The sequence below is a fragment of the Bacillus sp. SN1 genome, assembly GCF_002796895.1.
GTDB classification, from domain to species: domain Bacteria; phylum Bacillota; class Bacilli; order Bacillales; family Bacillaceae; genus Bacillus; species Bacillus inaquosorum.
This window is the reverse complement of sequence record NZ_PHIE01000001.1, coordinates 559268-574662: the sequence shown is the minus strand read 5'-3', so window position 1 is coordinate 574662 and position 15395 is coordinate 559268. Positions and strand designations below refer to the sequence as shown.

15 protein-coding genes and 1 pseudogene are annotated in these 15395 nt (G+C 44.5%); 3 read left to right on the top strand and 13 right to left on the bottom strand.

Features of this window, described 5'->3' with window-relative positions; genetic code table 11:
- Window positions 1-2 precede the first annotated feature (2 nt).
- Window positions 3-1205, bottom strand: a complete 1203-nt coding sequence (gene fabD, locus CVV77_RS03055) for an ACP S-malonyltransferase (RefSeq protein ID WP_100274616.1) — start codon at window positions 1203-1205, stop codon at window positions 3-5.
- An 826-nt stretch (window positions 1206-2031) separates the two neighbouring features.
- Window positions 2032-2264, bottom strand: a pseudogene (locus tag CVV77_RS03050) (6-carboxyhexanoate--CoA ligase); the annotation flags it as partial.
- 276 nt (window positions 2265-2540) lie between these two features.
- Here CVV77_RS03050 and CVV77_RS03045 point away from each other — a divergent pair.
- From CVV77_RS03045 to uptA, 3 genes are all read left to right on the top strand, one after another.
- Entirely contained in the window at window positions 2541-2948 is a 408-nt protein-coding gene (locus CVV77_RS03045) for a GtrA family protein (protein ID WP_003238141.1), read from the top strand.
- Window positions 2949-2954: 6 nt separating this feature from the next.
- Entirely contained in the window at window positions 2955-3848 is an 894-nt protein-coding gene (galU, locus tag CVV77_RS03040; protein ID WP_100274615.1) for a UTP--glucose-1-phosphate uridylyltransferase GalU, read from the top strand.
- A 72-nt stretch (window positions 3849-3920) separates the two neighbouring features.
- A complete protein-coding gene (uptA, locus tag CVV77_RS03035; RefSeq protein ID WP_019258543.1) occupies window positions 3921-4517 on the top strand; it encodes an undecaprenyl phosphate transporter UptA in 597 nt (198 codons plus the stop codon).
- 48 nt (window positions 4518-4565) lie between these two features.
- Here the strand turns inward: uptA and nrnB are convergent, their stop codons facing one another.
- The 11 genes from nrnB to CVV77_RS02980 form a co-directional block, all read right to left on the bottom strand.
- Window positions 4566-5765 carry an oligoribonuclease NrnB gene (gene nrnB, locus CVV77_RS03030; RefSeq protein ID WP_019258544.1) on the bottom strand — a complete coding sequence of 400 codons (1200 nt, stop codon included), beginning with the start codon at window positions 5763-5765 and terminating at the stop codon, window positions 4566-4568.
- 169 nt (window positions 5766-5934) lie between these two features.
- The gene (locus CVV77_RS03025) at window positions 5935-7470 is read right to left on the bottom strand and encodes an acyl-CoA carboxylase subunit beta (RefSeq protein WP_080010818.1); all 1536 of its coding nucleotides are present in this window, start codon (window positions 7468-7470) and stop codon (window positions 5935-5937) included.
- 10 nt (window positions 7471-7480) lie between these two features.
- The gene (locus tag CVV77_RS03020) at window positions 7481-8263 is read right to left on the bottom strand and encodes an enoyl-CoA hydratase (protein WP_100274614.1); all 783 of its coding nucleotides are present in this window, start codon (window positions 8261-8263) and stop codon (window positions 7481-7483) included.
- A 20-nt stretch (window positions 8264-8283) separates the two neighbouring features.
- The gene (gene ldeG, locus CVV77_RS03015; protein ID WP_100274613.1) at window positions 8284-9183 is read right to left on the bottom strand and encodes a hydroxymethylglutaryl-CoA lyase; all 900 of its coding nucleotides are present in this window, start codon (window positions 9181-9183) and stop codon (window positions 8284-8286) included.
- Window positions 9184-9197: 14 nt separating this feature from the next.
- On the bottom strand, window positions 9198-9419 hold the full coding sequence (locus tag CVV77_RS03010) for an acetyl-CoA carboxylase biotin carboxyl carrier protein subunit (RefSeq protein WP_100274612.1): 222 nt from the start codon (window positions 9417-9419) through the stop codon (window positions 9198-9200).
- Between the two features lie 14 nt (window positions 9420-9433).
- Window positions 9434-10768 (bottom strand): acetyl-CoA carboxylase biotin carboxylase subunit, encoded by a 1335-nt coding sequence (locus CVV77_RS03005; RefSeq protein ID WP_100274611.1) that lies wholly within the window; start codon window positions 10766-10768, stop codon window positions 9434-9436.
- A 9-nt stretch (window positions 10769-10777) separates the two neighbouring features.
- Window positions 10778-12427 carry an AMP-binding protein gene (locus tag CVV77_RS03000; protein WP_100274610.1) on the bottom strand — a complete coding sequence of 550 codons (1650 nt, stop codon included), beginning with the start codon at window positions 12425-12427 and terminating at the stop codon, window positions 10778-10780.
- Between the two features lie 41 nt (window positions 12428-12468).
- Window positions 12469-13611: an acyl-CoA dehydrogenase family protein gene (locus CVV77_RS02995; RefSeq protein ID WP_100274609.1), complete on the bottom strand. Its 1143-nt coding sequence runs from the start codon at window positions 13609-13611 to the stop codon at window positions 12469-12471.
- Window positions 13612-13701: 90 nt separating this feature from the next.
- Entirely contained in the window at window positions 13702-14022 is a 321-nt protein-coding gene (locus CVV77_RS02990) for a DUF5367 family protein (RefSeq protein WP_100275133.1), read from the bottom strand.
- A gap of 93 nt (window positions 14023-14115) precedes the next feature.
- Window positions 14116-14697, bottom strand: coding sequence for a TetR/AcrR family transcriptional regulator (locus CVV77_RS02985; RefSeq protein ID WP_100274608.1), 582 nt, complete (start codon window positions 14695-14697; stop codon window positions 14116-14118).
- A 121-nt stretch (window positions 14698-14818) separates the two neighbouring features.
- Window positions 14819-15385 (bottom strand): GNAT family N-acetyltransferase, encoded by a 567-nt coding sequence (locus tag CVV77_RS02980; protein ID WP_100274607.1) that lies wholly within the window; start codon window positions 15383-15385, stop codon window positions 14819-14821.
- Window positions 15386-15395 lie beyond the last annotated feature (10 nt).

The window sequence follows — 15395 nt, the reverse complement described above, 5'->3', positions numbered from 1 at the left end:
CTTTATTTTAAAATCCGTAATTGTTCCCAAGCCGGAAGCTGTTTAGCCTCGCAAATTAATTTGCACAAATGGATCGAATGTTCGAGTTCTTGTTCTGAAAGCTCATCTTCATGTATTTCCATTCTCTTTTTCAGCTCTTGGATTTGCGTAAATAATGGCGTAGTCATGTTGGAATAAGCCAATGAATCCTTATTGTAATTTCGCGCAATGGTGGATTGAATCATCAATTTATTCAGTTGTTTTTTGCGTAAGTGGAGAATATTTTTATTTCTTTCCGTTGAATTGGAAAGTAGATGAAGATCAGATGTCTGCCCTAAAGAATAAGGTGCAATATGATTCGTTATTTTTCTCAGCAGACTGGCTAAGACATTCTTTGGGCCCATTTCGATGACTTCCGTCACTCCGTGTAAAAGTAAGTAATGCATCGATTCTGTCCATCTTACCGGCATCGTCATGTGCTGCTTGAGATGTTCGTTGATCGAATTTCCGCTGCTGTAAGGGTGAGTCGTGACATTCGAAATGATCGGCCATGCGGCATCCCGGAAGGAATACAGGTGTAATACAGTCTGGAATTGTTCGGATGCTGATCGTATCATCGAACTGTGAAAAGGCGCACTGACATTCAAATAAGTATATTTGGCCCCCTTTTCCTCCGCTATCCTGATGACACGTTCCACAGCTTGCCGATGTCCGGAAATCACATGCTGCTGGTCTGAATTCATGCAGGCGACACCTGCGGGAAATTCTTCCGTCGACACTTTCGAACATATTTCTTGCAATGTTTGAAGATGGAGCTGAGTCACGGCGGCCATCGCCCCCTGCTGCTGAGGATCCGCATTTTGCATAAGAATTCCCCGCTGCCTTACAAGTGTAACGGCATCATGAAATGAAAGAGCGCCGGCACAGACAAGCGCAGAGTATTCGCCTAAACTATGACCTGCAAGAAAGCGAGGCTTAACCCCTATCTCCTGCATATACACTTGAAAAGCAATCACACTGACGGTTAAAATAGCGGGCTGCGCATTCATTGTCTTTGTCAATTCATTTATATCACCGTTAAAACACAGTTTTTTTACATCCAAGGAGATCGCATCGCTCGCTTCTTCAAATAATCTCTTTGCGAGCACAAAATCATTCCAAAAACTTTTGCCCATTCCTACAAATTGAGATCCTTGTCCAGGAAATAAAAAGGCAAGATTGTTCATGAGCTCCCTCCGATCACATTGAACAGGGATACAATATTATACAAAATATCCCTTTATCTAACATCCTAGCATGATTATAATAAATGTGTATAGAATACTTTTGTAGGAGTTATTGTTCGGTTTTACAAAGGGCCTGGATTACATTTGTTCATTAAATATAAAATGGGGCTGACACCGAGAAATCAGTCTTTAAGAGAGATGACAGGAGTCGGAATGGAAGGCTGTTACCGACTCTTCTTCACTTAGACCGCGCCCTCGATGTACATATGTTTTAGGTCTATCGGCATAATTGTGTCAGAAATTCCATATTTTTTTGTTTTTTTATAAAAATTAATCTGTATATCTGTGAAGGATTGTAAACTGATGGCGCTTGTTTATAGATGTTGCACAAGAAATGGATCTTGATGAGTAAACTCTGCGAGGTTGAAATACGACGCAGAACATATGAATGATCCTGCTTGGAAACTGATTGACGAAGTAAATCGGTCCATTACATTGCTGAATGCGAGCTGCATCATCATAAGAGGAATATATCATTAGAAACAAATTGTTTTGGTTCTGGTTCAGTCTTGCTGTAGGCTGATAGGGAATCAAGGCGCGGAACTTTTCAATCTATTGAATTCCGGCTGCTTCTTCTGCTGATTCCTGTTTCCATTGTTCTCTTCTTTGTAAGACATTTCGTTAGCACTCCGCAAACCCCTTTCGAAACCCGTCATATTTTGTCATCCATATGTGAACAAGGTATTCAGGCACAAAAAACAGCCGTTCAGAGCGGCTGTTTTTTTCAAGAGTATAAGAACTATTGAACGGTATATACGCCGTCAATGACTACGGCCTGACCTGTGGTTTGCCCTTTTTCTACCGTAGCTGTTTGATGTACGGCAATCGTTAAAGGGCGGATCGTTTTGACCGGTTCATTAACGCTTTCAAGCTGAATCTGCATAAAATCAGGTGTCCGAGAAGCCTTTATGTAATAAGCATTCACCGCTTCCTGTAAACCGTTGTAAGTGATGAGCTGTTTTCCGTCTTGTTCATGGGAACGTCCTGGGAAGTTCTCATTCTGACACTGTAATATGTTTTTTCTGCATCACGTTCTTTCTCACCTGAAAATTAATGTTAACTAAATAACGTTAACACTTAGGTTCCTAGCAAAATGCGACAACCCAAACTATCAAAATGGTAACTTAATGAATCTGCAAGGCCTCATTACTTTTTCATGTTTTGTTCATATTTTATTAATTGTTTATTCAACACTGTCCGCTAAAGTAATCCATATCAACAAATAAGACAGCCATCCGCATCTTTTATGAAGGGAGGTCAAAGCCGGGTGCCGTTATGCTGAAAGAAAAAATAAAGACATTAGGCCGTTTTTGCACCGTGGGCGTCGGCAATACGCTGATAGATTTTGGTGTCTTCTTTCTTCTCACCGCTTGTCATGTCCCTTATCTGCCGGCGCAGATCTGCTCCTATTCTGCAGGTATCATCAACAGCTATGTGTGGAACCGGAGTTGGACGTTTCGTGTTAAACGTAAGGCCGGCGGGAAAGAGATCGTGCGCTTTCTCATGATTAATATTGCCGCGTCTGGGATTACCTTTTTGCTGCTTTATTTGTTTCAAAAAGGCGGCTGTTCGCTTTTGGTGAGTAAGCTCGCCGCCACTATCGGCGGAATGATGGTGAATTTTATCGGAAACCGAATCTGGGTATTTGGAGATTCGCTGAAAAACATACAGGATCAGGAGTGAAGATGAATGAGAAAAAAAGTGAGAAAAGCGGTCATTCCCGCAGCGGGTTTAGGAACGAGATTTCTGCCGGCGACAAAGGCGCAGCCGAAAGAAATGCTCCCGATCGTCGACAAACCAGCAATCCAATACATTGTAGAAGAGGCCGCAGAGTCAGGAATTGAAGATATACTGATTATTACAGGGAGAAACAAACGCTCGATTGAAGATCATTTTGACCGGTCGGCGGAATTGGAATTCAATTTGCGGGAAAAAGGCAAGACGGAGACGCTTAAGGAAATGCAGCAGATTGCCGATTTGGCCAACATTCATTACATCCGCCAGAAAGAACCCCTCGGATTAGGCCATGCGGTGCTGTGTGCGGAGCATTTTATCGGAGATGAGCCTTTCGCCGTTCTCTTAGGCGATGATATTATGGTGTCTGAAAAACCGGCTCTTCGGCAATTAATGGATGTATACGATGCTTATGGCACAGAGGTTGTCGGAGTACAGTCAGTTCTCCCTGAGGATGTCAGTAAATATGGTATTATAAATACATCAGGCTCTCAAGGGCATGTGTATGAAGTGACAGATTTAGTTGAAAAGCCTTCTCCTGAAGAAGCGCCTTCGGAAATCGCCGTGATGGGACGTTACGTGCTGAATTCTTCGATCTTCCCCGTTTTGAAGTCAATTGGCAGAGGCGCGGGCAACGAAATTCAGCTCACAGATGCGCTTCGTGAGGTTTGCTGTAAGCAGCCTATCCATGCCCGGCTGCTGGAAGGAAATCGATATGACATTGGCGATAAGCTGGGCTGTTTTAAAGCGAGCACTGAAATCGGCTTAATGCGCCCCGAAATGAGATCTCAGCTTTTGGCTTATTTAGTAGATGTGATCAAACGGGAAACGAAAGAAATGCTGCGATAAAAAAATTGTAACCATCTTGCTCGTCAATCAGTCATATAATAGTGAAAAAGATTAGGACAGGTTGTGAAGAATGTGGGCAGTTTGATAAGCGAAATTTTAACATGGCTGACGAATATGGGATATGCGGGCATTGCAATTGGCTTAATGATTGAGATCATCCCGAGTGAAATTGTATTGGCCTATGGCGGCTATATGGTATCGGAAGGCACGATTGGATTTATTGGCGCAATTATTGCGGGTGTTATCGGGGGCACCATTGCCCAGATCTTTATTTATTGGATCGGACGCTATGGCGGCAGACCGTTTTTGGACAAATACGGGAAGTACTTATTGATTAAAAAGCATCATATTGACATGTCAGAAAACTGGTTTCAAAAGTACGGAACGGGTGTTGTCTTCTCGGCACGTTTTATACCAGTTGTCAGACATGCGATATCCATTCCCGCAGGCATTGCTAAAATGCCGTTTCTCAAATTTGTGGTACTGACTGTACTTGCTATCATTCCGTGGTCTATCTTGTTTGTTTATTTAGGCATCCAGCTTGGAAGTCAGTGGGATGACGTTGAGAACATTGCAGGCACTTATACAACGCCGATTATGATACTGGCGATTGTCGTTATCGCCCTTTATTTTGTGATTAAAAAACGTGCAGCCATATTTAAACGATAGCTAGCGGATATGCATAGGGATGATTGATTCTCCCCTATGCATATTTTTTTATCTGCGATGCTGGTTTGCCAGCTTCAAATGCTCCGCTAAAAATGCGACAAATACTTCATCACGAACGAGTGATGCGGCATAATTTCTTTTAATAAACCATTCTGCTTCTTCAAATGCTGCGAATGTTTCATCCTGTGTTTCCCCGTTAATTTGGATATTCCACTCGTTGTTTAAAGGGAACAGAAAAAATCTCATTTGTGCGCGATTTTCGTATAATGATCCGTTCGCTGATCCCTTTAGATTATAGATGTTACGGAAAGCATCAGGCCGGACAGGATCAATCCGGAATGCTTCAGCAACAAACAAATCATATACTTCGTCGGTTATCGAACAGCCTGATGCCTTTGCATGCCCTCCTCCTCCGTATCGGCCGGCGATTTCTGAAACATCGACGTAATCATGAATGGTGCGCAGGCTGACCCGTTTTGACCCCATGCTTAAAATCGCAATGTAATCGAGATGCGGATTTTCTTTTCCGAGCCTGTTTCCAAGTTCTGAATGGTACGATTCTGCGTGAACGATGCCCACACAGTGTTCATGAACAAAGGTTTGCACCATTTCCCTTTTCTTTCTCCGTAGATAGCGCTCGATTTTTGCGTCTTCTAAATCAAGCAGTTTTTCTTCAAAATCATCAAAGAAAAATTCATCATGCGCAGAAAGACGCTGAATCATTTTTTCTTCAAATTCATCAATTGACAGCAAAAAGAAAAGGTCATTAAGCCGCTTCGCCTGTTTTTGATCGTACCGCTCCCACTCCCATGTATCATATTGGCGGACGAGCTCTGTGAATTGATCTAAGGCATTTGTCGGTTTCATGAAACCATTTTCAACGAGATAGCCATATAAAAGCGATGTGGCCGATGAAAGCCGTCCATCATCGTATTCCACTTGAACAAATCCCCATTCATGCTCATTTAAATGAAGGGCTGTTTTATGGTGGTCAATCAGCTTCACTTTTCCGCCCGCATGAACATACTCATTCAATCTCTCTTCGTTTTCTTCGTTGACGGCGAGATCGGTAATGAATAACGCGTCTTGTCTGTTGCTCTCTTTCGCTTTTTCTAAAAAGTACTGGACTTGAGCGTTTAAGCCGTTGACAGAGTTATACCGGACCTCAACATCTTTTCCGAATGCCAATTTTGCTACGATTCCGCACCCTACTCCGTCCAAGTCGTTATGTGAATATAAATGATACATAATGTAGGCCCCTTTTTATGATGAACTGACAATTGCCGCTAGAGGTGCGGCAGCCTTTATTTACTATTCTAAAAAACATAGCGTTTTATGCAAAGTTGATTAGTTTACATAATGTAATTATTGTAAATATATAAAAGGAGCGCTTTTTTACGCTCCTGAGTCATTGCTTTTATACCGGATACACCGGATGCTTTCGATTTGTAAATGTCATTTCCTTTGTCATGTATGCCTTCAGCCGTTTGTCCAGCTCATCCCGCAGCGAATTGGCTGGGATCACGGCATCGATGATCATCTCTGAAGCCAGGCGGTATATATTAATGTCCTCTTTATATTCCTCCCGTTTGCTGCTGATAAATTGAGCCCTCTCTTCTATCGGCAGCTCGGCGATTTTTTTAGCATAGACGGCATTTACAGCTGCTTCAGGACCCATGACGGCGATTTGAGCGGTTGGGAGCGCTAAGCAGCAATCTGGTTCAAAGGCCGGCCCAGCCATTGCGTACAACCCCGCACCGTACGCTTTTCGGACAATGACAGAGAGCTTTGGTACAGTTGCCTCCGACATCGCTGAAATCATTTTTGCCCCGTGCCTGATAATACCCGCTTGTTCTACCTTTGTGCCGATCATAAAGCCGGGGATATCTGCTAAGAACAGCAATGGGATATGAAACGCGTCACATAAGGTAATAAACTTAGCCGCTTTGTCTGCGGAATCGTGGAATAAGACGCCTCCTTTTACCTTTGGCTGATTTGCAATAATACCGACAGGCTGTCCTTGGATTCGTGCGAGGCCCGTTATTAATTCTGGTGCAAATAAAGCTTTGATTTCAAAAAATGAGCCTTCATCAATGACCCGCTCAATCAGCTCATGCATATCAAAAGGTGCATTTTGGTTTTGCGGAATGACGTCGGCAAGCGGGATGTCGAAGTGTTTTGGCGGGCGTTTCTTTTGCATGGGCGCTTTTTCTTGATAATTTGCCGGAAAGTATGATAAATAAGCCCGTGCCAGACGTATGGCTTCTTCTTCAGTTTTTGCAAGAATATCTCCGCAGCCTGAGATTGAGCAATGCATACGGGCGCCTCCCATTTCTTCGAGGGACACTTTTTCGCCAATGACCATTTCTGCCATCCGCGGCGAGCCTAAATACATGGAGGCGTTACCATCTACCATGACGACAATGTCACAGAAGGCTGGAATATAAGCGCCTCCTGCCGCAGACGGGCCGAAAAGCAAGCAGATTTGCGGAATGCGTCCCGATAATTTGACTTGATTGTAAAAAATTCTTCCTGCACCGCGTCTACCTGGAAAGACATTGATTTGGTCGGTGATTCTGGCACCCGCTGAATCGACTAAATAGATGAGCGGACAGTTTAATTTTTCGGCTGTTTCTTGAATGCGAATGATTTTTTCAACGGTTTTCGCCCCCCATGACCCTGCTTTAACCGTTGAGTCATTTGCCATCACACAGACGGTTTGGCCGCTGATTTTGCCGATGGCGGTTACGACTCCGTCAGCGGGAAGCCCGTCTGACATGCATTCCGCAAAAAAAGCGTCTTCAAGCTCGATGTCATCGTCAAACAAAAGAGCAAGCCGCTCTCTGACAAAGAGCTTGCCTTTTTCTTGGTTGCTCTTATGATACTTTTCCGCCCCGCCTTTTTGTATCCGTTCGGCCCGTTCTGTTCGTTCCTTTTCATAATCCATGAGCATTGCCTCCCTTTTATATTCCCTTATATACGGCCCGTCTTTTTTCTTGAAACGCCTGAAGCCCTTCTCTCCTGTCTTTAGTCGGAATAGTATGTTTATATGCTTTTTGTTCAATCGCCAGACCAGTAGCAAGATCTGTTTCCAACCCTTTATTGATTGCGAATTTAGCCTGACGGACAGCGATCGGCCCGTTAGCAGAAATGGCTGCGGCCAGTTCTTCTGCTTTTGGCATGAGGTCACAAGAAGCCGTGACCTGCTCTACAAGACCTATCTCTTTTGCTTTGTGTGCAGTTACACGTGTGCCTGTATAAATTAATTCTTTTGCTTTTCCTCTGCCAATCAGACGCGGCAGCCTTTGGGTTCCTCCGGCGCCTGGGATAATGGCTAACCTTGTTTCTGGAAGGCCCAGCACAGCAGATTCAGCTGCGATTCGAAGGTCGCATGCTAATGCCAATTCAAGCCCGCCGCCTAATGCGCTTCCGTTTATCGCAGCTATGACCGGCTGCGGCAAGGATTCAAGTAAAGCCGCGGTTCTTTGAATGAGAGATACACTTTCCAGAACCTGATCTTCTTTCAGTTTTATCCGTTCTTTCAGATCTGCCCCCGCGCAAAACGCTTTTTCACCGGTGCCTGTGAGGATAACGCAGCGGATGTTTGAGTTGAATTCAATTTCCTGAAGAATTAATTGCAGGCTTCTAAGCATTTCCGCTGAAAGAGCATTTGCCGCCTGAGGCCTGTTTAAGGTGATCATGGCAATGTGATCATTTTGGACAGTAAAAAGAATAGATTCTCCCATTGTTTTTGTCCTCTCTTTAATTAAGATGATTTAAATACCTGTAAATTTCGGCTCGGCAGCTGTTTGCCCATTTTCTCTTCTATCCATTTGGCTGCGGATAGCAGTTTATCGAGCTTTACATTGGTTTTGATATCCATCTGTTCAAGCATGTACACGATATCCTCAGTCGCGGCGTTTCCTGACGAACCTGGAGCATATGGGCAGCCACCAAGCCCGCCTGCTGAGCCGTCGAACACCGTGATGCCCATTTGGAGTGCTGTGACCATGTTTGCCAGCGCCGTTCCTCTCGTATCATGAAAATGCAGGGCAATTTGATTTGCCGGAAATCGTGCCAAAAGAGCTTCAAGCACGGTTTCAACTTGAGCGGGATTTGCCGCTCCGATCGTATCTCCAAGCGACAGTTCAGAAATCCCGAATTCAAATAGGGCTTCAGAAAGGCGAATGACTTGTTCAATGGGGACATTTTTTTCGTACGGACAGCCGAAAACGGTTGAGAGGTAGGCTCTTGTTGTGAGGTTTGCTTTTTTTGCGTCATCGTTTACTTGTTTAAGAATTTGAAGAGTTTCAGAAGTGGATTTATTGATGTTATTTCTATTGTGCGTCTCGCTTGCAGACATAAAGACACAAGCTTCGTCAATGCCTCCTTCAAGCGCATTCTCCAGCCCCTTCTGATTCGGGACAAGTGCCGCGTACGTTACCCCTTTTACACGGTCGATGCCTTTTGCCACGTCAATAGCATCTCGAAGTGCCGGAATCCATTTTGGGTGAACGAAGGATGTGATTTCGATATACGAAAGCCCTGTCTGGGAAAGCTGGTTGATCCAAGCGATTTTATCTTCTGTTGCGATCCATTCGGGCTCGTTTTGTAAGCCGTCACGCGGGCCGACTTCTTTGATCTTCACTTTTTTAGGATATGACATGGTCTTCCTCCAGTTTATTGAATGGAATCGCTCAGTTCGAGCAGCACGTCTCCTTCATTCACGAAATCGCCTTCATTTTTTTTGACTTCTTTTACGGTTCCGCTTCTGTCTGCAACGATCGGAATTTCCATTTTCATTGATTCCAAAATGGCAACTTCCTGGCCTTTTTCAATTTGGTCGCCAGCTTTGACGTGCACTTTCCACAGGTTTCCCGCCATTTGTATCTTAACTGTCATGACAACTGCCTCCTTTATAGGTGTTGTTTCAAAAAGTCAGTCGTGACATCCCCTTCTTTAAATGCTTTTGATGAAGCAGCCTGTATGAGAAGCGGGAGATTTGTTTTGATTCCCTCTATCCGGTAGTCACGGAGCGCTGTCTCCAGTTTTTCAATTGCCTCCGCTCTGTTTTGGCCTTTGACAATCATTTTGGCGATCATCGGGTCATAAAAAGGAGTGACGGTGCTGTCTTTTGCTACTGCACACTCGTGTCTGACTCCTTTTTGGTCAGGGAGTGAAAATGCAGTGATTGTACCCGGTGACGGATAGAAGGTCTTGGGATCTTCCGCATATATTCGGACCTCTATCGCATGCCCGTTTCGTTTGATGTCTTTTTGAGAGAATGTGAGTGTATGGCCCGCAGCAATCCGCAGCTGCTGCTCAACTAAGTCCAGGCCTGTTATTTCTTCAGTCACGGGGTGTTCAACTTGCAATCTCGTATTCATTTCGAGGAAATAAAAGTTTTGGTTCGGGTCAACTAAAAATTCGATGGTGCCTGCGTTTGTATAGCTGATTGCTTTTGCTGCTTTTACGGCCGTTTGCCCGATCTTCATTCTCAATTCATCGTCTAAAAATGATGACGGCGCTTCTTCAATGACCTTTTGATGCCGCCTTTGTACAGAGCAATCGCGTTCAAACAGGTGTACTGCATGGCCGTGTTGATCGGCCAAAAGCTGAACTTCGATGTGGCGGGCATGTTCAATCACTTTCTCTATATACATCGATCCGTCACCGAAAAAATCTGCTGCGCGCTTTTTGTTCCCCTCGTACGCCTTTATTAATGCTTCCTCGTTTTGAACAAGCTGCATTCCGATGCCTCCTCCGCCCGCTGAAGCTTTCAGCATGACAGGGTAGCCGATTTGATTTGCAGCGTGGCAGGCTGCCTGAAGGTCTCCGAGGGATTCAGAAACACCGGGAACGACAGGGACACCTGCGGCCTCCATTGCTTTTCGTGCTTCAATTTTGCTGCCCATTTTTGCAATGATATCGGGTGAAGGTCCGATAAACACGATGTTTTCTTGCTTGCAGCGTTCTGCGAATCGGCTGTTTTCTGATAATAACCCGTAGCCGGGATGGATGGCGTCGGCGTTTGCTTTTTTCGCCGTCTCTATGATTCTCTCTATATTTAAATAGCTTTCACTGACTCTTGATTCCCCAATGAAATAGGACTCTGTGGCTGCCTTTGTATGGAGCGCGTCTCGGTCTGCTTCAGAAAAAACCGCAGCCGTTTTGATGCCGAGACGGCTGCACGTTCGGATAATTCTCATTGCAATTTCTCCGCGGTTGGCGATCAGTACTTTTGTAAACATGACTTCACCTCATTGACATGATGATAAGCGGTACATTTCAATCGTTTTTTCACGCAGTTTATATTTTTGAATTTTGCCTGAAGCTGTCATCGGATAGTCGTCTGTAAAAATAACATAACGCGGAATTTTGTGGCGGGCGATTTTCCCTTTGCAATAGGCTTTAAGCTCTTCAGGTGAAACGCTTTTTCCGTCTTTCAGTTTAATCCAGGCTGCGGCCTCCTCCCCGAATTTGGCGTCAGGCACACCAACGACCTGTACATCTAAAATAGCAGGATGCCGGTATAGGAATTCTTCGATTTCCCGCGGATAAATGTTCTCGCCGCCTCTAATGAGCATGTCTTTTAATCTTCCGGTGATGCGGCAGTACCCGTCTTCATCCATGACAGCAAGATCACCGGTAAATAGCCATCCGTCGGGATTGATTGCTTTTCTAGTCGCTTCTTCGTCTTTATAATAGCCTTTCATGACGTGGTAGCCGCGGGTGCATAGCTCTCCTTGCACGCCTCTTTGAACTTCTTGACATGTCCCGGGTTCTACGATTTTCACTTCTGCATGAGGCAGGGCACGGCCGGTTGTTTCGACCCTCCGGATGAAGGAATCATTTGCCCTTGTTTGCGTAATGACCGGTGAGGCTTCAGTTTGACCATAGGCGATTGTAATGTCTTTCATGCCCATCTTTTCAATGACAGCTTTCATCACTTCACTCGGACAAGGAGAACCGGCCATGATGCCTGTTCGGAGCGTCGATAAATCATATGCTTCAAAATCCGGATGATGCAGCTCTGCGATAAACATGGTCGGCACGCCGTGGAGCGCTGTGCATTTCTCTTTTTCTACCGTTTTAAGGACGGTAACCGGATCAAATTCTTGTACAGGTATCATGGCTGCCCCGACGGACACACACGCCAAAACCCCGAGCACGCATCCGAAGCAGTGAAAAAATGGAACCGGGATGCACATGCGGTCTTGAGAGGTTAATGCCATACATTCAGCGATATTGGCAGCGTTATTGATGACATTAAAATGAGTCAGCATCACTCCTTTAGGAAATCCAGTCGTTCCTGATGTGTATTGCATATTAATCACATCGTCTTTTTCAAGGCTGTTCATTCTTGCTTCCAGCTCAGCATCCGTCATTGTTTTCGCCAATATCTCTGTATCGTCCCAATGATACATGCCAGGCAAACGTTTTTCGCCAATATAAATGAGCGTTTTTAAAAAGGGATAACGTTCTGAGTTCAGCTGGCCGGGCTTTGCTTCCTGCGACTCTGGAATTAGGCTGTTCACGATATCTGTGTAAGCTGTGCCCCGGTAAGAATCCATGACAATAAGCGCCGCAGCATCCGATTGCTTCAGCAAGTAATCGAGCTCGTGTGCTTGATAATTGGTATTGACGGTAACGAGCACGGCTCCGATTTTCGCGGTGGCGAACTGAACGGCAAGCCATTCGGGGATATTCGACGCCCATATGGCTACGTGGTCTCCTTTCCCAATACCCATCCGCATAAGTCCTTTAGCGGTTTGACGGCACAGACTGTTAAATTGGGCGTACGTATAGCGGATATTTCTGTCTGGATAAACAACCGCTTCTTGATCGGGATAGGTTTCAGCGATTTGTTCCAGCAGTCTGCCGATTGTGGAATGGATGAGTTCAGCCATGCAATGTTCCTCCTTTCCAAGTAATCGAAAGCGTTTACATTTTATTTTAAAAGCTGTCTGGCGATCACGATACGCTGAATTTCAGATGTGCCTTCACCGATTTCCATTAATTTTGCGTCCCGCAGCATCCGTTCTACCCCATATTCTTTCATGTAGCCTGAACCTCCATGGATTTGAATGGCTTGATTGCAAGCCCTTGTCGCCATTTCAGATGCAAACAGCTTGGCATACGCCGCTTCTTTTGTGAACGGGCGGTTATGGTCTTTCAGCCAAGCAGCTTTTAACACCATTTGCCGGGCCAGATCAATTTCCATCGCCATGTCGGCAAGTTTAAATTGAATCGCCTGAAAGGAAGAAATCGGCTGTCCGAACTGCTTTCGTTCTTTCGCATATGCCAATGATGCTTCAAGTGCCGCTTGGGCGATGCCGACTGCAAGAGCAGCGATGGAGATCCGTCCGCCGTCCAGCGTATATAAAAACTGCTTAAACCCTTTTGTTGGATCGCCGAGTAAGTTGCCCACAGGCACTCTGACATCCTCAAGCAAAATTTCCGCTGTATTTGAACCCCGGACGCCCATTTTATCGTACGGGCTCGTAATCGTAAGTCCGGGTGTGTCAGTTGGTACGATCAATGCGGAGATGATGTTTTTTCCGTCTTTGTTTTTGCCTGTTACTGCGGTCACAATCACTGTACGTGCGTAGCTTGCATTCGTGATCCAGCATTTTTCGCCGTTGATCACATACTCGTCACCATTTGTAACCGCTTTTGTTTGAGTGCCTCCTGCATCTGATCCGGCATTTGGTTCCGTCAGGCCGAATGATCCGAGTGCTTTTCCCGAAGCCAGCGGAGTCAAATGCGCACGTTTTTGTTCTTCTGTTCCGAAGTAATAAAGAGGGCTTGCGCCGAGCGAGACCGCAGCAGCATAGCTTAATCCAGTACTGCCGCAGGCTTTGCCGATTTCTTCAACCGCTAAGGCATATGAAACCGTATCTCCTCCCGAACCGCCGTATTCTTCTGGAAATGGGATGCCCATCAGCCCGAGTTCACCCATTTTTTTAAATGTTTGGATCGGGAAATCGCCCGTTTGATCTACATGTTCAGCGTGAGGAGCAATTTCTTTTTTCGCAAAATCCTTTACCATTTCACGCACCATTTGCTGTTCTTTTGTCAGGTCAAAATTCACGTGGGTTCCTCCTTCACATCTTTGTAACATCCTATTAGGCGAGTTCTGTAATCATTCCCTGACAAAAGAAGTCTGAAAATTAAAACTGAATCATTTTTTATGTGAAAACATCAACGGGATGAGCAAATACAAGGCATAGGCGCATACCATCCATATGGCAAATGCAATGACTTGCCCTTTTGATAGTGCCGGGAAGATGATGGGATGATTCCAAAGGGAAAACGTATCAATCAATAACCCGACCGCTGATCCCCATATGCCAAGCTTGATGACAGCGTACTGTGATTGATCGAGTTTTTGATAGAGAAAGAACACAAGGCATAAAACGAGAGCGGTGCCCGCTTCCAGGAGAAGAAAGTTCAGCAAAAAAGGTTCTTCGGCCGGATCAGTTAAAACAGCGTCTCCGAACAGGACAAAAAATAGTGTAGCACCTAACCAGACCAGAAATGAAAATGTAAGGACAAGACGTAATTTTTGAGTAAACATGTTTGGTCTCCTTTTGTGTTACGTCATTTTTTCAGTCAGCTTCACCAGCATCAATTCGAGCTCCTGATAAACATCTTCTGATGGAAAATCATCGGAAACGAGAGACTGTATGGCAAGGCCGTCAATTAAAGCATTCAGCATTATTCCCCAGGCTGTTAAGGAAACGCCATCAATTGGAGATTCGCCCCACAATTGAGTGAGCTCTTTTGTCAGATATTGATTTTCCGATTGTAGCAGATGACTTAGCTGCTCTTTGATTTGTTCATTTTGAAAGCTTGATACGATCAGCGTTAAAAATAACCGATGATAATCTGCATTTTCCTTCGTTCGAAATTTTGCTGACAGCAATGCCGCTCTCATCTTTTCGATTGTCGGGAGCCGACTGTTCTTTACGTTCGCCCATGAGCTGCCGCATACGTGGCGCACCACCTCCAGCATGAGGTTTTCTTTCGTTCGGAAATGATAATAAACCGTGCCTTGGCTGACATTTGCTTGTTCCGCAACTGATTTTAACGTCAGTTTTTCTAACCCGTTTTCTGAGATGCATTTCTTGGCTGATTCAATGAGTGTTTCTTTGGAAATGACATTTGGTTTTGCCATGACGCTCCTCCTTATGAATTAGTTAGTTGAATAACTAACTTTTGAATTCACTATAATATGGAATACATGAGATTTCAATACTGCTAATGCCGAAAACTTTCTTTTTTCAAAAAAGAAAGTTTTATATGTATTCGTTCTTAATAATGCCGTATATTTCTAAATCGACAACTCCTTTTCCTGACCAATAGGAAGCTTGTCTGACTAATCCTTCTTTCATAAAATTGTTTTTTAAAAGGATTTTTTTTGAAACCTCATTTGCAGGCATGACTTCAGCTTGAATTCTATTTACATTGGCTTTCTCAAATAAAAAGGAGATCACCGTGCTGACGGATTCCGTTGCAATGCCTTTTCCCCAGTATTCTTCAGCCAAGTAGAAGCCAATCGTTACCATGTTTACTTTTTGATTAAAATCCATCGCTTCAATGATTCCCACCAACGTATTCTCTTGCTTCCTCGGAAAAATCCCCCACTTGATTCTGCTTTTTTTGTTGTAATCCCTATCAAAATGGCCAATCATTTTATGTACCGTTTTTATGTTATGTTTCGGGATGATGCCGCAGTATTCGAATACTTTGTCATTATCGTAGATTGAAAATACATCCTGTACGTGCTCCTCTTCGATTTTACTTAATATTAAATTCTCAGATTCCAATACTGGGAAATGTCCAAAAACCGCTTCCATATTCATGTGAGTCTCT

What these genes read in the sequence shown, in the direction of transcription:
- fabD (WP_100274616.1), bottom strand. Translation starts at nt 1,205, where the DNA reads ATGAACAATCTTGCCTTTTTATTTCCTGGACAAGGATCTCAATTTGTA.
- CVV77_RS03045 (WP_003238141.1), top strand. Translation starts at nt 2,541, where the DNA reads ATGCTGAAAGAAAAAATAAAGACATTAGGCCGTTTTTGCACCGTGGGC.
- galU (WP_100274615.1), top strand. Translation starts at nt 2,955, where the DNA reads ATGAGAAAAAAAGTGAGAAAAGCGGTCATTCCCGCAGCGGGTTTAGGA.
- nrnB (WP_019258544.1), bottom strand. Translation starts at nt 5,765, where the DNA reads ATGTATCATTTATATTCACATAACGACTTGGACGGAGTAGGGTGCGGA.
- CVV77_RS03025 (WP_080010818.1), bottom strand. Translation starts at nt 7,470, where the DNA reads ATGCTCATGGATTATGAAAAGGAACGAACAGAACGGGCCGAACGGATA.
- CVV77_RS03020 (WP_100274614.1), bottom strand. Translation starts at nt 8,263, where the DNA reads ATGGGAGAATCTATTCTTTTTACTGTCCAAAATGATCACATTGCCATG.
- ldeG (WP_100274613.1), bottom strand. Translation starts at nt 9,183, where the DNA reads ATGTCATATCCTAAAAAAGTGAAGATCAAAGAAGTCGGCCCGCGTGAC.
- CVV77_RS03010 (WP_100274612.1), bottom strand. Translation starts at nt 9,419, where the DNA reads ATGACAGTTAAGATACAAATGGCGGGAAACCTGTGGAAAGTGCACGTC.
- CVV77_RS03005 (WP_100274611.1), bottom strand. Translation starts at nt 10,768, where the DNA reads ATGTTTACAAAAGTACTGATCGCCAACCGCGGAGAAATTGCAATGAGA.
- CVV77_RS03000 (WP_100274610.1), bottom strand. Translation starts at nt 12,427, where the DNA reads ATGGCTGAACTCATCCATTCCACAATCGGCAGACTGCTGGAACAAATC.
- CVV77_RS02985 (WP_100274608.1), bottom strand. Translation starts at nt 14,697, where the DNA reads ATGGCAAAACCAAATGTCATTTCCAAAGAAACACTCATTGAATCAGCC.
- CVV77_RS02980 (WP_100274607.1), bottom strand. Translation starts at nt 15,385, where the DNA reads ATGAATATGGAAGCGGTTTTTGGACATTTCCCAGTATTGGAATCTGAG.